Genomic DNA, 18,307 nt, shown 5'->3' with positions numbered 1-18,307 from the left:
CGTCTAAAATAAAGCTTACGCTACCGCACTTTCATTAAATGCTTCAACAACCCCAATGATCTTGTCCGCATCACCGTCAGTAAAAATACCATCAATACCTTCATAGTGGATTTGATTGAAAGGTGGTTCATATAACTGTGCTGCTTCAAGTACACCATTTTGTGTGAGATGTTCAATCATCATTTCAACAAAGCGGATTTGTTTTTCATTATAGCTTGAACCTTGTAAATACTTTGAAAAGGCTTCTTGTACTGCTTGACGATCTAAGCCCACCAAAGATCGAATGAACAGTGGTAACGACTTTTCTGTCCCAAAACACTCTTCAAACTTATCTCGGCTTTCTACTTCTTGCGCTTCAAAAACAAAGCGTTCAAGTTCACTCAAGTCAGTTGGCGTGAGTGCCAAACCACGCTTTAACTTAGCGATGGTAATGTGGTTTTCATTGGCTTTAATAAAGCTCTCAACACGCTTACGGTATTGGGCAAGATTGACACCGCTTGAAACGACTGGAATATCGACCGCTTGCATCTCTCCAATTTCATCATCAAGCATTGAATAAACAATCGTCGAGGTCGATTTCTCAATCAATTTGACCAAGTTGTGGATACGTTTACGCATTGACTCAAGCATTGGTAAGGTAATACTTTTCCAATACTCTACGGTTTGGATGTCTTGGATTAGTACAATCTGTTCTGCAACAATAGGAATGTTTTCTTTAGTTTCCAATTTAGAAGCGATTTCAATCACTTTATTGGCATAGCTTTCAATAGCGGTATTGTTCTTTTCTAATACTGCCAGTTCAAGGTTATAACACAACATATCAAACAGTTTGGCTTCTAAAGTTTCAGGCTCAAGCTGGTTTGGTAATTTAGAGATGTGTTCTCGTAATGTGCCGATGGCGAGGTCGTCCAAGTTGTCCCATGCTTCATCATTCTTGAAGTGTTCAACATACTCAAGCTCAGACTTTACGATGAAATTGTCGTTATTCATTGACTTCACTTCAGTCTGTAGGCTTTGACGTATATCTTGCTGTACTGCTTTTAAATCGTCAGTGTCATAGTCCTTAGCATTGAGCAGACTCAAGATGTTTAAACGAGCCTTAAATAATCGCTGGCCAAGTGGCTCTGTGGTTGATACAGGCGCACCATCAGGATTTTCATTGAAATATTCAAAGTTAGAACAATAATCGAAGATAAAGAATTCTTTTTTGTCATCTTCAGGGCTAAACAGTTCTTTGCATAGTCGAGTACCACGCCCGATCATTTGCATGAATTTGACTTTAGAGCGAACCGCTTTAAAGAACACCAGATTCACTACTTCAGGTACATCAATGCCTGTATCGAGCATATCGACAGAAATAGCGATTTGTGGCTCAGGCAAGTCCTTTTTGCTAAAGTCATCAATTAGGCTTTGCGGATATTTTGTCGCGTGGGTAATGACACGGGCAAACTTACCATCATATTGCGGATAGTTTTCATTGAAGCGATCTGCAATGAACTGTGCATGCTTTTGATTGACTGCAAAGATAATGGTTTTACCTAGACGATCACCGCCTTCGGTTTTTATCCCATTTTCCATCAAATGTTTTAGCATCAAATCAATGGTGTCTGTATTAAACAGCTCTTTATTAATTTTAGAGGCTGATACTTCTTCAGGTGCTTCTTCATCGCCCCAATTTAGGCTATCCCAATGTTGTTTTTCTTCTTCGGAAAGTTCGTCATATTTCACACCTTCACGCATGAATTTGAGCGGAACGGAATAGGCTTTAGGTGGTACAAGATAACCATCAACAATGGCTTGATCAAGATCATAGTAATCGGTGGGTACACCACTTTCCAAACCAAACAGTGCATAAGTGTCACGGTCGACTTCATCACGTGGTGTAGCCGTTAACCCCACCAGTAGGCTATCAAAATATTTAAAAATCTCACCAAATTTTTGGTATACGCTGCGGTGCGCTTCATCAATAATAATCAAGTCAAACATGCCTGTGCCAAATTTGCGTGTGCCATCGGCATTCATTTCATCTATTAACCCCATCATAGTTTGATAGGTAGAGAAATACACACGACCAACCTGATTTTTATCTTCAAGCAAGTTGACGAATGAAGCATCTTTTAAATTGGCTTTGAAAGCATTGTGCGCCTGATTGACCAATGATGTGCGATCTGCAAGAAATAACGCCTTTTGCACTACATTGGCTTTCATCAGCACATCAACCAATGCAATAGCGGTACGGGTTTTACCTGTACCTGTTGCCATGATCAGTAAGCCAGCACGTTCTTTACGTTGATAAGCTGCAAGCATGGCTTTGATGGCACGAGTTTGGTAATAACGCTCGACAATTTCGGCATTGATCGGGAAGCTACTCAAATCAGGATTGTTTTTACGTCGTTCGATCAGGCGTTTGAGTTCTGCTTGCGTATAGAAGCCATGTACCAAACGTGGTGGACCACCTTGGACATCATTCCAGATTCGAGTTTTGTAGCCGTTGGTATAGAAAATGACAGGTCGTTGTCCAGTCTGTTTTTCTAGGCAGTCTGCATAGAGTTTGGCTTGCTGCTGACCAATATCAGGATCGGTCGATGTGCGTTTTGCTTCAACCACAGCCAATGGTAAGCCATTGGTATCGTATAGCACATAATCCACTGCGCCTTTACCTGAAGGGCTTGGCATCCCAGTAACAGGCACTTCTACTCGTGCCGATGCGCCAATTTCCCAACCTGCCTCTTCAAGCAAGAGGTCAATTTTAAGTTGACGGGTTTCGTCTTCTTTATAGTCGGTATGATCTTCGATTTTGCTGTTGGCAATTTTAGCTTGTTCGACTTTCTGACGGATCTGCGCTCTTTCCGCATCTGCTTGAGCGAGTAGTTTTTCACGTTCTTCTAAGTTTGCAGATTGTTCAAACAGTCGTTGTTCTAATTCTCGTAATGCTTTGTGTTGTTCTGCAAACTCTTTTTCTTTGGCTTCGGTTTCTTTTTGCAGTTGTTCTTTATTAGCGGTGATTTGCTGAGTATTTTCCGTATTTGGAATCAATTTGGGGTTAAATAAAATCGACTGAGAACGGTCTTTTGATGGTGAACCATAGTTGCGCTCAAACCAGACATACATCAGGAATAAATGGCTGATGTGCTTTACAGTTTCTTCAGTGGTGAGTTGTTTGAACTTTTTCCCATGTACAGCACTGTTGCCGACCATGCGGATGTTGTCCATTTTGTCCCAAATATAGGGTGGAATGAGGTCTTTAAATTTTAAATCGTTGAGTAAGTTATGTAGTGACGCATCATAGGGCTGGGTGAGTTTTTTATCATATTGATAGAGCCATAGCACAAGGTTTTCGAGCGATGTACGAGCCGCAGCAAGTGCAAATTGAGGGGAAATATATACGAGTTTTTCAGCTTCTTTAGCAGTCGCTGCCAAGCTTTTAAATTCAGGTTCTAAAAACTGAAAGTTGCTCATCTTAACCCCACAGTACTTTCTAATTTCAATATTTTATTTCTATTTTTTCAATATATCTTAAAAATTCAAATAATTTCAATAAGATTTTAATCGCAAAAATTTAATCCAAGGTAAAATTATATCTTTGAAATAGCTGTAACCATGAACTGGACTGAACACCAATTAGTGAGCAAATATCTGGAATTTTGATTTGTTCCTTTCTTCTTGCCCTAACATTAAAAGCATCCCAATCAGCCCCAATAAATCCAATCTCGCCAGTAATAACAAAACCACTGGTATTATATTTTTGAGCTGTTGCAATCAAATCAACATCAGGTTCATCTTTAGTTGCGTGAGCTGATCCTGCGGCAAATGGATAAGCCAACAATTTTGTTCGAATATTGAGGATACGACTTCCCACTTCATCTCGATCAATAATGATCACTCTAAAACGAGTGAGAAAATTATCTAAGATACTTTCATCAAATGCAAAGAAAGCACATTTTGACCGAGTTTCTTCTAATATTGAAGAACAAGCACAAAACTTAATTGTTGTTGTTAATATAAGACCATCTAACATTTCCCAAAGTTTTGGGAAGGTTTGTTCTGGATATACTCGAAAGCAAATGTCTAGCAGAGCGTTTGTGTCTAAGCTTAAATAAATCATCTACATATACACCTGTCTCTGCACATCTTGTAATGTCGTTGGTTTATATGTTGGCTTAATTCCTAAAATATCTTTTGCTGTACTTGCTGAAATTGTATTGTGCGACATAGCTGCAATCACAGTTTGTACAAAATATCGACCAAAATGGCTAATAATTCGAGTTGAAGCAGGGATTTTTGCTTCACCAGATTGATTTTTAGCAATTCTAATTTGTTCAAGTTGTTTTAGATAATCTCTAAGTTGTTGATCAGAAATATATCCTGCGAGTTTTAATTGAATTGCAATCGCTGGTCGGCTCGCTTTGGCTTTAGAGCGAACTTTTAACACCAATTCGTCTACAGTCATATCAGCCTGATAACAACTTTCCAATAATTCAAACGGTGCAATAACATGACCTGCAACAGTGTCACAATAGCGTTCCGTTTGATTATTAGTATTGATTGCATTTATTTTTCCATCAAATACACTTTGGCGTAGTCCCAAATGAACTAATTCATGCATGATGGTGAACAAACGTCTTTCAGCGGCTTGTCCTGTACTCAAAACAACTATCACAGGAACAACATCAAACCACAAACAAAAACCATCTGAACCAAAAGGTTCTTTGCTTGATTTTTCAATGACTAAAATATCTTTAGTTTCAAAAATACTGCGCCAAGCAGAGTAATAGTCATTATGTTTTACTGCTCGTTTTTGGTGGTTCAGATTAAAATAATCAGAAATAATTTTTGCATCTTCAACGGCATCATCACCTGAAAGCATTAAATTAAAATCGAGAGGCTCTTCACCCATTGTTTCTAAAACATAGAGATAGTCATTTCTTGCTTTAATAGCTTCTCGAAGAACGGCTTGATAAGCATAAGAACTGTTAAATACATCTTCCATATTACGATGATCAACAATCGTTGGAATCTCAGGGATGTATTCCAATTCACTATTGGTCAGATATACGCTTGGAACAAAAAGCACTTTAGCGATCTGTTCCAACTCACTTAGCTTGAGAATAGGAGTGGCATCCTTGAGTAAGGTGTAAACTTTTTCTGTTGTCAACCCTGATTTTTTTGCGAGTTCATTCGCAGATAGGTTTCCTATCTGTTGCATATAGCGTTGAATCGCTATGGGCGAATGTTGGACAAAATCAGTCATCTTTTTACTCATGTTCACATAGAGTCATTGTAATCAAAAAAGATGACCGATGCATTTGCTTTGTTGTATCAGCAATAGCTCCATTTATAAAGTTCCGCTAAAGGCTTGGTTTTGTAACGATTTGAATAAAGTTTCAAATACATTTAATTGATTAACAAGTAATTGCTTCTTTTCTCGGATAGCTAATACTCTAGTTTTGAAATACATTTGTTCATTTTCAGGAGGAATTGGTAAAACGATTGATTGAAACTCTTTGGCATTAATATTTGCCATTCCAACAATGCTTTTACACATACTTTGCAATTTCTCTTTACCCCAAGGAGAGTTTAAAAAAGCAGAAATGTATTCAGGTGCAAAACTTTCTTTCGTTCTGCCTCTTACTAGGTAGCCAGCATAAGCCATTGGTTCAGGGCCAACATATACAGCCGTTTTACCAACTAACTCTTTGCTGTTTGTTCGATTAAATAAAATATCACCTTCTTTTACAAGGTATTTTTCGTCAGCTTGGGCTTTAGTTATATATTTTAAATCTCTTAAATCCATTTCACCTGAATAGGTCAAATTATTCATACGAAGAATTGGAATTTCACCATCTAAAGTTGCTTTGTCAGATGAACCATATTTCACTGACTCTAACATATCGCCAATGCAGCCAAAATCCCACCCTTTAGGATTACTGACAGGATCACCAAACATATCGATAAACGTGGCTTGTAAAAGCTGATCTAACTTTTCAATCGCTTGCTGACGTTTTTGGCGTAACACATCCGCTTGATCTAAAATCGCAGCGATACGGCGTTGTTCGGGAAGTGGTGGGAGTGGGATTTCAATTTTTGCAATATCTTTAGCATAAACATGTGGTTGGGCTGCCCCAGCTTGCAAAGAATATAAATAATCCTGTTTAAATTTCAAAAAATAATACACGTAATTGATATCAGCCAATTCATTAATTACTTCAACGGTTGAGCAATCTGAAGCAAAAATAGGAACTTGCCAAAAATTAACAAATCCTGCACTTGCCCCTGATGCACTGACTGTAATTGTATATGCATCACGATTGGCTTCATTATGTGAAATTGTTGAAGTCTTACCGCCCGCAACTACAGGTATATTTCCAGCTTTAACTTGATTCTTAGTGATTGTTGAACCTCTGCGTATTAGGCAAACTTGATCCAATCTCATTTTAGGAAAACTCACTTAAGCATCTCCTTAAGCGTAGCCATACCTTTTAAAATATCCTGCTCAAGCACTTCTAAATCCGCTAAAATTTTACTTGGGGCTTCATATTCCACTTGCTCATACACCACTTCTTTATAACGGTTAATCGATAGGTCATAACCATTGGCAGCAATATCGGCTTTATCCACCATAAAGCTTTGCTCAGTGGCTTTACGGTCTTTTTCACCATCCAAGTTTTTAAAACGAGCAATAATGTCAGGAATGTTGTTATTTTCGTGCTTAGACGCATCTAGCTCATTGCGCTTATCATCAAGCGAATAACCATCCGCCTGCATATCATAAAACCAAACCTTGTCCGTACCGCCTGACATGGTTTTAGTGAAAATCATGATGGCAGTCGAAACCCCTGCATACGGCTTAAACACACCAGAAGGCATGGAAATGATCGCTTCAAGTTTTTGCTCTTCCACAATCTTCTGACGCAATGCCTTATGTGCCGTAGATGAACCAAATAACACACCATCAGGCACAATCACCGCAGCACGACCGCCCGTTTTCAGCAAACGTAAGAACAACGCCAAAAAGAGTAATTCGGTTTTTTTAGTTTTTACGACAGCTTGAATATTCTTGGCACAGCTTTCATTGTCCAAACTACCTGCAAATGGTGGATTGGCGAGAATCAGGCTGTATTTACTTTCAATATGTGAATGCGTTTCACTCAAAGAATCACGGTTTTCAATACGTGGGTTTTCTACACCGTGCAGCATCATGTTCATGGAACCAATGCGAAGCATGGTGCTGTCAAAATCATAGCCAAAAAAAGTTTCTTCACTAAAGCGTTTAGCTGCTTCAGGGTTGGCAAAAATTTCAGTAGAGTAATGATCGTTTAGGTATTCACTTGCAGCAACAAGGAAGCCTGCTGTACCACATGCAGGGTCACAAATGGTATCAGTTGGCTTCGGCTGCATCAGCTCTACAATCATTTTGATGATATGGCGAGGTGTACGGAACTGACCATTTTGACCTGCTGAGGCAATCTTACCGAGCATATACTCGTAAATATCACCCTTTGTATCTTTGTCATCCATTGGCACATCAGCAACCAAATCCACCACTTTGGTTAAAAGAGCAGGTGTAGGAATGGTAAAACGAGCATCCTTCATGTGATGGCTATATGTCGTTTCGTCTTCAGCACCCAAATTCTTAATGAACGGAAAGACTTCATTCGCAACGGTGCTATATAGCGTTGCAGCATCGCCCAAAGTGATGAATTTCGACCAACGTAAATGATCTTGCTCAGGTGTGAAAATTGGATGTTCTACAGGCTTCTTTAAACGATTAGCTTTCTTCTCTTTTGTAATCTGAATTTCATCTAGTCGGCGAATAAACAGCAAATACGTCATTTGTTCCATAACTTCGAGTGGATTGGAAATACCACCACTCCAAAATGCATTCCAAATCTGGTCAATTTTGCTTTTAATTTCGCCTGTAATCACGTATAAGACTCTCAAATTTCTTTGTGCTTATTGTGTTTGAAAACAAGAATAAAATCCACAAAACCACAGAAAAGTACGTCAGTGGTTGTCGTATTTAAGAGATTAACCAATAAATTTACACTGCATCAATCCAAGTCTCATAAACTGAGTATCCTTTCTTTTTAAGCTTTTCATATACGCTATAAAAATAAGCATCTACTGCTGCTATTTGATTTTGTTGCTCTTCAGTCAAATTATCTATTCTGAAAGAAATATCATTAGGAGCACGATCTAAAATTTCTTCTAGGCATTGAGCCATAAAATTTTTTTCATCATAGAATGTTTCTATATGATAATCATTATCAATAACTCGCTGAATATCGCATTCAAATTGACTAATGTGAGATCTACACTCATTTGCCCATTCAAAAAGATTTTTAGAAAAATCTAAACCTTTTAAAATTTTTTCATATTCCTCTATTTCTGAGATAAAAGTTCTATTAGCTTGAATATAAGATTTAAAATTAATCGGCAAATCTTCAATTTCAGATTTAATAAAAAATAATCCTTTCCTACGATTATTCTGGCTGCGTTTTTTGGGATTTTGAAATTTTTTTGTATCTTGAAGTAGTGTATCAGGTGTATGCTTATTTTCTATACGATTTTCAACGCTTTCTAAGATGCCTTCAAAGTTAAACTTTTGTGCTTTACAAAGAATCGAGCCTTCAATTTCTAGCTCGAAAAACTCATGATTATATATCACTTTAGTAAAAATGATGTCATTTCCATCATCATCACCAGTTGAGCCTTTAAATTTTTTACCGATAATATTTTCAGCGATATAATTATCACCATTCCTTTTAGCTGTGCCTTCAAATAACCACATTTCAGAATTTCCAGCCCCATAAGTCGATTTCATTGAGAAGGGGATTTCATCCTCTCTAAGTATGAGCTCAATTACTTCAAGGCGATGACTTATATCTTCTAATTCATAAAAATCAAGATCGCCCTTAAATTTATTATTCATGTTTTTAAATCTCGTTAGATTTGTGTTTCAAAACTATAAATATAGCTGTAAGTGATACATGTAGGTGCGTCAGTTGTTTATGAAACAAAGCCCCAACTATCTACATGATCAGCCCACCATTGCATCATAGTTTTACGATCATTTAACCATTGAGCATGATTGTATGTCGCCCGTGTTTTATTATCCGAAACGTGGGCAAGCTGTATTTCAACCCAATCCTTGTTAAAACCATTCTCATTTGCAATTGTCGATGCTGTTGCCCTTAGGGCATGCATGGTGAATTCTAATTTCATATTATGAAGGGCAGTATTTAATGTAGTTTTGCCCATCATTTCTCCATCTTCACCTGCAAAAATATATTCGCTATTGGGGTAAAGAGCAAATTGCTCTTTAATGATTTGTATGGCTTGATTTGATAAAGGAACAACATGCATTCTGTTCTTTTTCATATTACGCTTTCCAGCCAAAATATCAGCCTGTGATACTGCTGGAATAGTCCACGTCCTATCTTCAAAATTAATATATTCCTTTTTGCCTCGACGTATTTCAATGCTTCTAAGCCATGTATATGTTGCCACTTTGATAGCATTTCTTGTACTAGTAGAGCCACCGTATGTATTGAGCTTAGACATAAGTTCTCTTTTTTCAGAATCAGTCAATGGTCTGGCATGTGTTACTTCTGGCTGCTTAATGTAACCTCTAAGGACGTAGGTAGGGTCAATAGAAATACGTTTTGTGATAATTGCATATTCCATGACTTCACCTATTATTTGCCTGACAAAAATTCCCTTAACTTCCCCTGTACCTCTTCCTGATTTTTTGATTCTTGCCATAGTACTATCAAGAACATTTTTAATATCAATCGAGTCAATCTCATGGATAGGTTTGTTACCAATTAGAGGATAAACATCTCTCTCAAAATAACTAGTTCGGCGTTGTTCCCATTCCTTTGATTGTTGAGTTTTTCGAGAATTCATAAATTCGTTGGCGACTAAACGGAATGTACCATTATTTGCTTTGATTGCTTCAAGGCGTTCTTTTTTCTGGTGGCTTATTGGGTCAACTCCTTTAGCGAGTTGTTCTCGATATTCCATTGTTTTCAAGCGAGCGTATGCTAAAGTAATTTCGGGATATTGACCGATTGTGAGCATTTTTGCTTTTGTAAGAAATCGGTAGCGAAAACGCCAAAATTTGCTACCAGATGGGCGGATTTCTATACAGAGTCCTGAATGATCAGCCACGCGGTATAATTCTTCACGTGGTTTTAAGCTTTTGATTTTAAGATCGTTTAGCATGTGTTGTGAGTAACGGTATTTTTGAAAGTGCTTACTCACAATCTTACTCACAAAAATTGGTAATTGCATGTATCACATTGTTATGTAAAGTTAGAATAAAAATATTTTTAAATCAATTGGATAGGTTGTAATGTAATTTGTATTTAGTGAAGGTTACATCGTTAACCGGCATGATGTAATAACGCATCAACGCTTTAACCAAAAAAATCCCTGCTTATGCAGGGATTTTTTATTTTTCACGTAATTTTAAGAAATAATTAAGTTCCATTCTTTATATTAAAAACAGGAACAGCAGCTAGAAGTTCCTCTTTTGTTACAACCATGCTTATTTACTTGTAGGCATGGTTTTTTTTAGCCTAATAAAATAATTAACCAAGTAATAGCAATGATAGAGAGTGCAACAAATTGGGCAGCACTTCCCATATCTTTTGCATTTTTAGAAAGCTGATGTTTTTCAAGAGAGACTCGATCAACCACTGCCTCAATAGCCGAGTTGAATAGCTCAACGATCATTGCAAAAAGACATACAATAATCAGTAATACATGCTCACTACGGCTCACATCAAGAAAAAAACTAACCGGAATCAAAATAATATTAATCAAAACAATTTGGCGAAAAGCTGCCTCATTTTTATAAGCTGCTTTAAATCCTGAAATAGAGTAGCCCGTTGCATTTAATATGCGCTTAAGACCACTTTTACCCTTATAGGGAGAATAGCTATTCATATACTTATATTTCTGACACTTTTCATGCATTATATAATTTGGGTCTTAAAAAATTATTAAATCTTTTTTAAAGATTTCGACTTTATAACTCAATAGAGAAGAAAAGATGAAAAAATTATATGTAGCGTTGGGCATTGCAATTGGAAGCATCCATGCAAGTTATGCTGAGCCAACAGCAACCTCGCAAGTACCAGGATATTATCACCATCAATTTGGAAACTACCGCGTAACCTCTTTGCTTGATGGTACGATTTATTTAAATCCTGATTTATTCAAAAATTTAAATCAGGCCCAGAAAACTAAAATCTTAACAAAATATGCTGCTGTTAATGAGAAAGGGATTCAAACCTCGGTAAATGCATTTTTAGTGGATGATGGAAAAAGTTTAACGCTTGTAGACAGTGGAGCAGCAAGTTGTTTTGGCCCACAACTTGGCTCGATTGCAAAAAATATTGAATTGGCAGGTTATAAGCTTACTGATGTAAAAACTGTCTTACTTACTCATCTACACCCAGACCATGTGTGTGGTATTGCTCAAAATGGAAAAGCCGTATTTCCAAATGCAACTGTATATGCACATGAGCGTGAAGCTAATTACTGGTTAAATCCAGCGTCTGAAAAAACAGTGCCAGCAGACAAAAAAGAAAGTTATTTGGGTACTGTTAAAAACGTAAAAACTGCTCTTGCTCCATATCAAGCGAAAAAAGCATTCAAGACATTTAAAGACGGTGATGTCATTCACGGTTTTGAAGTAATCGATACGCGCGGTCATACACCAGGCCATCATAGCTTCCGCTTAAAAAGTAATGATCAGCAAATTATTTTTGTTGGAGACATTGTCCACTCACATTCATTGCAATTTGATGCTCCAAAAACTGGGGTAGATTTTGATGTGAATTCTGAACAGGCGATTAATACTCGTCTAAAAATGTTTGCTGAAATTTCAAATAAGCAACAATGGGTTGCCGCACCACATTTACCATTCCCGGGCATTGGCCATGTTTATAAAGTAAATGCTGAGCAATATCAGTGGATCCCACTTTATTTTGATAATGTTGTAGAGAAATAAAAAAACAGGGCATTTATTGCCCTGTTTTTTTTATTAAAAACTTTAATTATTTTGTGGCTTTTTCATAATTAATAACGGCTTCACGGCCAAGTGCTGGATCATCTGTAAAGACACCATCAACACCAGCTTTAAAATAGGCTTCAAACTCTTTTAAAGCACCAGATGGACAGCGCTCCGCTGGTTTATCTTGACTGCACTTTAAATGCGTTGGTAAATAATAATTTTCTGGGCGGAAAGTATAAGGATGTACTTTTAACCCAGCTGTATGTGCATCAGTGATAAACGAAGTTGTTTGAACCGAGCCACTGTCATTAAAGTTAAGAATATAGCCTTTGCTTGGCCCTACACCGTTTGCATATTTAGCCACGTCTTTTAAGCCTTGTGCTGTGGCTAAATCGGCATAAGTTTTAGTTTCGCCAGATTCAACGAAGTCGGCTGGTTGAGAGGTTTTAGCGTCATATAATTGAATGATTTGTGCATGTTTAATCGTTTTATGAAGGTCGAGCTGATCTTTTAAATATTTTAGATTACTCACTTCAAAAGACTGTAAATAGACAGGTGCAATATCACGTGTATATTTGTATTTGGCTAAGGTTTTAAGAAGGGTATCTTCCATTGCCAGTTTCTGATTTTTAAAGTAAGTCGGATGTTTGGTTTCAATATATAAACCAATAATTTTTCCCGTTTTCTTATAATTTGCTTCAGCTAGTTCAATCACTTGTTCTAGCGTCGGGACAGGGTAGAGGTCATTATAGGCTGTGTTTGCTGGTCGGAACTCTGGAATACGTTCACGCGCTTTAAGCTGCTGTAATTCACTTAAAGTGAAGTCTTCTGTAAACCAGCCTGTTAAGTCTTTACCATCAATATTTTTTGTTGTTTTACGGTCTGCAAACTGAGTTAAAGTGCTTACATTGGTTGTTCCACCAATCTCATTTTCATGACGAGTAACCAATACGCCATCTTTTGTAGAGACTAAATCAGGTTCAATGAAATCTGCGCCATCATCAATCGCTTTTTGATATGAAGCTAATGTGTGTTCAGGACGCAAAGCGCTCGCGCCGCGGTGTCCTACCACTAAAATTTTAGGAAGTTGATATTCTGGTGTGGTTGGTGAGTTTTCAGTTTTATCGTCATCATTACAACCAACCAAGCTAATTAAACTTAAGCATAAAAGTGCTCTTTTAAACATAATTCTACTCATATTGTTTTAGTCGAAACGTATTTAGTCTGATGATTGAACTTGACGTGATCATGAAGAATTCATGAATTTTCAGTGACACTTGTTAAAACCTTGTTTATGGGTTTGTAGGAAATGCCAGTTCTTGCTTTGTTTTTGTTCTAATTGCATTTATTGTGTTAATTCTACTTGTCTTTTTTATATCGCTCGTTGATGATCAAGAGGGCAAATTTGGTATTGCCATCTGTTAATTGACGACCTAATTCTGAGCAGCCATGCTATCTAAATTTTTTATTCAGCGTCCCATTTTTGCCAGTGTACTCGCAATTATTGTTATGGCATTTGGTATTTTCTCGGTGCTGAATTTACCCGTAGAGCGCTATCCTGATATTGCCCCTCCTAAAATTACAGTCTCGGCAAGTTATAGTGGTGCGGATGCACAAACGGTTGAGCAAAGTGTTACTCAGATTTTAGAACAACAAATACAAGGTATTGATAATTTACTTTATTTCAGCTCTACCAGTGATTCATCAGGACGTAGCCGAATTACTATTAGTTTTGATAATGGCACAAATCCAGATACAGCACAGGTCCAAGTACAAAATAGTATTAGTGGGGTCATAAGACGTTTACCCGATGAAGTACAACGCCAAGGGGTGACCGTGAGTAAGTCACTCGGCGATACTTTTATGGTGGTAGGCTTATATGACTCAACTGGTAAATCGGGCAATATTGAGCTATCGGACTATTTAACTACGCATGTGGTAGATGACCTGAACCGTATTGAAGGGGTGGGTGAGTCTGATGTTTTCGGTTCGCAATATGCGATGCGAATCTGGCTAAATCCAGAGAAATTAAAACAATATAATTTAATGCCAAGTGATGTAGCGAATGCAATCACTGCTCAAAATACACAAGTTGCCGCAGGTGCAATCGGTGATTTACCTGTCATTGATGGACAATATTTAAATACGAAAGTCACCGCAGGATCTCGACTAAAAACAGTCGAAGATTTTAAAAATATTGTAGTGAAAGCAAATCAAACAGCGAGCTATGTCTACTTAAAAGATATTGCTAGAGTCGAGTTGGGTGCAGAAAATTATCAGTCTTTTAACACTATTAATGGCTATCCGGCCGCTGGTTTAGGCATTTCACTATCTTCTGGTGCAAATGCGATTCAGACTTCTAAACTCATCCATCAAACTCTAGATCAGCTTACAACCAAGCTACCTGCTGGCTATAAAATTGTTTATCCACGAGATAATACGCCGTTTGTCCAAGAGTCTATTAAGGAAGTTGTAAAGACGCTTATTGAAGCCATTATTTTAGTTATTTTGGTGATGTTCCTGTTCTTGCAAAGCTGGCGCGCTACACTCATTCCGAGTATTACCGTTCCTGTTGTTATTTTAGGAACTTTTGCTGTTTTATATGTACTCGGTTTTAGTATTAACACCTTAACGCTGTTTGCATTGGTGCTCGCCATTGGTTTGCTAGTCGATGATGCGATTGTGGTGGTTGAGAATGTTGAACGGCTCATGCATGAACAGCATTTAACGCCGAAAGAGGCAGCCATTGAGTCGATGGGAGAAATTAGTGGAGCCTTAGTCGGAATTACATTGGTTTTAACTGCTGTTTTTATTCCAATGTCGTTTTTAGGTGGTTCAATTGGCGTGATTTACCGTCAGTTTTCCATTACATTAGTTGCAGCTATGGCGTTATCACTCGTTGTGGCATTAGTCTTAACACCCGCTTTATGTGCCTTAATTTTAAAACCGAATCCAGAGCCTATGCGCTGGGCAGTTTGGTTTAATAAAAAAATTGATCAACTTAAAAATCAATATATCAAAATCGTTCAAACAAGCATCCGTTACAGTAAATCAGTTATCGTGATTTTTGTGGCTTTGATTGCAGTTTTTGCACTGTTCTATAGTGGTTTAAAAAGTGGATTTATTCCTAAAGAAGACCAAGGCATTTTAAGTGTTCAAATTAAGCTTGTTGATAGTGCCCCGATCTCACAAAGTCAGAAAATTGGAGAACAAGTCCGTCAATATTTCTTAACTCAAGAAGATAAGAATGTGGATTTGGTTTTGATCCGCTATGGTCGAAATTATTCTGGTACAGGCCAGAACTTGGCACAGGGATTTATTGCCTTAAAACCTTGGGATGTACGTACTGGAAAAGAAAATTCAGCTGACGCTATTCAAAAGCGTGCGATGAAATATTTTAGTCAGTTCAATAATGCACAAATTAATGTGACATTACCTGCTTCAGTCAATGGTTTGGGCCAAACCGATGGTCTGGATTTATGGATTCAAGATTTGAATGGGCAAGGGCAAGATTTTCTAGATAACACCTTCCGTCAGTTGCAAACGCAGAGTAAAAGCTATTCAAGTTTTGAAAACTTTGATAAGCAATCTACTAACAGTAAAGCAAACCTCAATATCAAAATTGATCAGAAACAAGCATTAGCAAATGGATTAGAACTACCCGCGATTAACAACACCTTGTCGAGTGCATGGGGTGGAACGTATGTAAATGACTTTATTGACCGTGGTCGTATCAAGCGTGTCATGATCCAAGGTGATGCCCAGTTCAGATCAAAACCGGAAGATTTATATAATTGGTCTGTACGTAATAACCAAAATGAGATGGTACCTTTTAGCTCGTTTGCTAACTTCAGTTGGGGTGGTGCTCCTGAAATTGTAAAACGTTATATGGGGTATAGTGCCTTACAGCTTCAAGCAGATGTTGCAAGTGGTAGTAGTTCAGGTCAGGCAATGAAAGATGTTGAACAACTCGTAAATCAGCAAAAAGACGTTGGCTTGGCATGGACCGGTCTATCTTTTGAAGAGCAGAAGTCGACAAATCAGGCCGTCTGGTTATATTTAATCTCTGCAGGCTTTATCTTCTTATGTTTAGCTGCTCTATATGAAAGCTTGAGCATTCCAGCCGCTGTGATGACCTCTATTCCGCTAGGTGTCGGAGGAAGTGTCATATTCTCTTATATTTTCGGACTACCCAATGATGTGTATTTCCAAATTGCGCTATTAACCACAATTGGATTGTCTTGTAAAAATGCGATTTTAATTGTTGAGTTCGCCGCCTTGGCTCAAGAAAAAGGGAAGAGTGCAATTGAAGCAGCTTTAGAAGGCGCGAGCTTACGTTTAAGACCGATTTTAATGACTTCTTTGGCTTTTGGTGCAGGTGTGATTCCTCTTGTCTTTGCGCAAGGGGCAGGGGCTGTAAGCCGTCAAGAAATCGGTATTAGTATTTTAGGTGGCGTAATGTTTGGTACAGTACTGGTTCTTTTCTTTATTCCAGTCATGTACGTGTTGCTGCGTTCCTTGTTCAGATCGAAAGCTACTAGTTAAAAGTAAACAATTTAAAAATAGGTATTAAATCAAGTATATTAAGATTAACTACTCTTCATATATTTGATTTAAATGCCTCAAGAAAAAAAATTAACAGAGCAACAGGTCATCGCACTAGAACGAGATCTGGCCAAGTTTGCAACCATGATGGACAGTGCGGTTCGCATTCCTTTTACAAAGCAGGGCATTGGTGCCGATGCTGCGCTGAGTACGATTCCAATTGCAGGTGATGTCGCTGGTTTCGCATTGACCTGTTATGCCATCTATAAAGCTAAACAAATTGGTGTGCCTCAGCATAAGTTGACTCCAGTCATCAAACTCGCTGTTGTAGATGCTGTAGTAGGCTTTGTTCCTGTGGCTGGGACTATTTTTGATATTTTTATAAGACCCAGTCGAAAAGCACTAGATGTAGTTCATACGCATATACGCGAAGAATATGCGATTCAGAGTGATATTCATGTCGTTCATCCATACTTACATGAAAAGCTCGAAAAGAAGCAGCAGAACTCAGCTTTCTGGCGAAATCCTGTTGTCAGTTGGTTATGGTTGCATATTCCCGATTTAGTAGGTGCGCTTGTACTGCTTTTAATTGGATTAGCTGTTTGGTGGGGCGCAAGCTATCTTTGGAGTTTCTATCAAACCATGTAATAAAAAATAAAGCCTCCATTTGGAGGCTTTATTTTTACATTAAACGTTTTATGGGCAATCTAATTGATGTAAAGCTGCCACACGCTGTTCAATTGTTGGGTGGGTTTGGAACAAAGCAGCTAAGCTGAAACCTTGTTCTTTACCTTCCGCAATTGCGAAGGCTTTCATTTCTTTTGGCATTTGATCTGGCATTTCCGTCTCAGCTTGGAGACGTAATAATGCAGAAATCATTGCTTGTTTACCTGCTAAACGTGCACCTGCTTCATCAGCACGGTATTCACGATAACGAGAGAACCACATCACAATGGCAGAAGCGAGAATACCAAAGACGATATCCAATACCATGGTAATAATGAAGTAACCCATACCCGGGGCTTCATCGTCTTGACGACCAAAGACATTACGGTCGATAAAGTCACCAACTACACGAGCAAAGAACATAACAAAGGCGTTCACAACACCTTGGATGAGCGCTAGGGTAACCATGTCACCATTCGCAACGTGACCAATCTCGTGCGCAAGCACAGCACGTAGCTCATCTTTGTTCATACGTTCAAGTAGACCAGATGAAACGGCAACTAAGGCATCATTTTTGTTCCAGCCTGTTGCAAAGGCATTGGATTGATATGATGGAAAAATACCAACCTCTGGCATATTAATACCAGCACGTTGAGAAAGTTCAGCGACTGTTTGCAATAACCAGCTTTCAGCTTGGTTACGAGGAGCATTCGGGTCGATCAGTTCTGTACCGGTCGTTTTCTTAGCCATCCATTTTGACATGAATAACGAGATTAAAGATCCCACCATACCAAACACAAAACAGATCACTAAAAGGTTGCCTAGATTCAAGCCACCCGCGCCATGGTAACTACCGACACCGAAGAGTGACAAAATAATGCCAGCTACAACCAGTACCGCGAGGTTGGTAAGCAAAAACAAACCAATCCGCATCATTGAGAAAATCCTCTTATAAATAAAATGTTATCTGATTTACAAATTCGAAATCATGAAGCTAATATGCGGGGCTTGGGGGAAAAATTCAAGAAAAAAATAAGGAATTGATACATTCTTTCATTTAGCAGAATGTGC

General features: G+C 38.1%; 13 protein-coding genes. 3 read left to right on the top strand and 10 right to left on the bottom strand.

Annotation, left to right across the window (positions count from 1 at the left end; translation table 11 throughout):
• Positions 1–15 precede the first annotated feature (15 nt).
• The 8 genes from HMPREF0013_RS16260 to HMPREF0013_RS16230 all read right to left on the bottom strand — a co-directional run bounded on the left by HMPREF0013_RS16260 (position 16) and on the right by HMPREF0013_RS16230 (position 10,953).
• Positions 16–3,459 carry a DEAD/DEAH box helicase family protein gene (locus tag HMPREF0013_RS16260; protein ID WP_005803898.1) on the bottom strand — a complete coding sequence of 1,148 codons (3,444 nt, stop codon included), beginning with the start codon at positions 3,457–3,459 and terminating at the stop codon, positions 16–18.
• A gap of 100 nt (positions 3,460–3,559) precedes the next feature.
• Complete coding sequence (locus HMPREF0013_RS16255) at positions 3,560–4,105, bottom strand: DUF4411 family protein (protein ID WP_005803896.1); 546 nt, start codon at positions 4,103–4,105, stop codon at positions 3,560–3,562.
• Positions 4,106–5,251: an ImmA/IrrE family metallo-endopeptidase gene (locus tag HMPREF0013_RS16250; RefSeq protein ID WP_023271157.1), complete on the bottom strand. Its 1,146-nt coding sequence runs from the start codon at positions 5,249–5,251 to the stop codon at positions 4,106–4,108.
• Positions 5,252–5,335: 84 nt separating this feature from the next.
• A complete protein-coding gene (locus HMPREF0013_RS0105515) occupies positions 5,336–6,448 on the bottom strand; it encodes a restriction endonuclease subunit S (RefSeq protein WP_005803893.1) in 1,113 nt (370 codons plus the stop codon).
• Positions 6,445–7,926 carry a type I restriction-modification system subunit M gene (locus HMPREF0013_RS16245; protein WP_023271156.1) on the bottom strand — a complete coding sequence of 494 codons (1,482 nt, stop codon included), beginning with the start codon at positions 7,924–7,926 and terminating at the stop codon, positions 6,445–6,447. Before HMPREF0013_RS16245 ends, HMPREF0013_RS0105515 begins: the two co-directional genes overlap by 4 nt.
• A gap of 115 nt (positions 7,927–8,041) precedes the next feature.
• The gene (locus tag HMPREF0013_RS16240) at positions 8,042–8,932 is read right to left on the bottom strand and encodes a hypothetical protein (protein WP_005803889.1); all 891 of its coding nucleotides are present in this window, start codon (positions 8,930–8,932) and stop codon (positions 8,042–8,044) included.
• A gap of 77 nt (positions 8,933–9,009) precedes the next feature.
• Positions 9,010–10,227 carry a tyrosine-type recombinase/integrase gene (locus tag HMPREF0013_RS16235; RefSeq protein WP_025464131.1) on the bottom strand — a complete coding sequence of 406 codons (1,218 nt, stop codon included), beginning with the start codon at positions 10,225–10,227 and terminating at the stop codon, positions 9,010–9,012.
• A gap of 351 nt (positions 10,228–10,578) precedes the next feature.
• Positions 10,579–10,953, bottom strand: coding sequence for a diacylglycerol kinase (locus tag HMPREF0013_RS16230; protein ID WP_002118962.1), 375 nt, complete (start codon positions 10,951–10,953; stop codon positions 10,579–10,581).
• A 106-nt stretch (positions 10,954–11,059) separates the two neighbouring features.
• Between HMPREF0013_RS16230 and HMPREF0013_RS16225 the strand changes: the two genes are divergently transcribed.
• Entirely contained in the window at positions 11,060–12,022 is a 963-nt protein-coding gene (locus tag HMPREF0013_RS16225) for an MBL fold metallo-hydrolase (protein ID WP_002118551.1), read from the top strand.
• Positions 12,023–12,068: 46 nt separating this feature from the next.
• Here HMPREF0013_RS16225 and HMPREF0013_RS16220 read toward each other — a convergent pair whose 3' ends face one another.
• On the bottom strand, positions 12,069–13,211 hold the full coding sequence (locus HMPREF0013_RS16220) for a glycerophosphodiester phosphodiesterase (RefSeq protein WP_002119000.1): 1,143 nt from the start codon (positions 13,209–13,211) through the stop codon (positions 12,069–12,071).
• 263 nt (positions 13,212–13,474) lie between these two features.
• Here HMPREF0013_RS16220 and HMPREF0013_RS16215 point away from each other — a divergent pair, with 263 nt between their 5' ends.
• A complete protein-coding gene (locus tag HMPREF0013_RS16215) occupies positions 13,475–16,570 on the top strand; it encodes a multidrug efflux RND transporter permease subunit (protein WP_002118960.1) in 3,096 nt (1,031 codons plus the stop codon).
• Positions 16,571–16,642: 72 nt separating this feature from the next.
• A complete protein-coding gene (locus HMPREF0013_RS16210) occupies positions 16,643–17,218 on the top strand; it encodes a DUF4112 domain-containing protein (protein ID WP_005803886.1) in 576 nt (191 codons plus the stop codon).
• 48 nt (positions 17,219–17,266) lie between these two features.
• On the opposite strand, the gene htpX is transcribed toward HMPREF0013_RS16210, so the two are convergent.
• Positions 17,267–18,172, bottom strand: a complete 906-nt coding sequence (htpX, locus tag HMPREF0013_RS16205; RefSeq protein WP_002118851.1) for a protease HtpX — start codon at positions 18,170–18,172, stop codon at positions 17,267–17,269.
• Positions 18,173–18,307: the final 135 nt, after the last annotated feature.

Origin of the sequence: Acinetobacter sp. SH024, assembly GCF_000163635.1 — a bacterium.
GTDB lineage: Bacteria > Pseudomonadota > Gammaproteobacteria > Pseudomonadales > Moraxellaceae > Acinetobacter > Acinetobacter pittii.
This window is presented reverse-complemented; position numbering and strand designations above follow the sequence as displayed.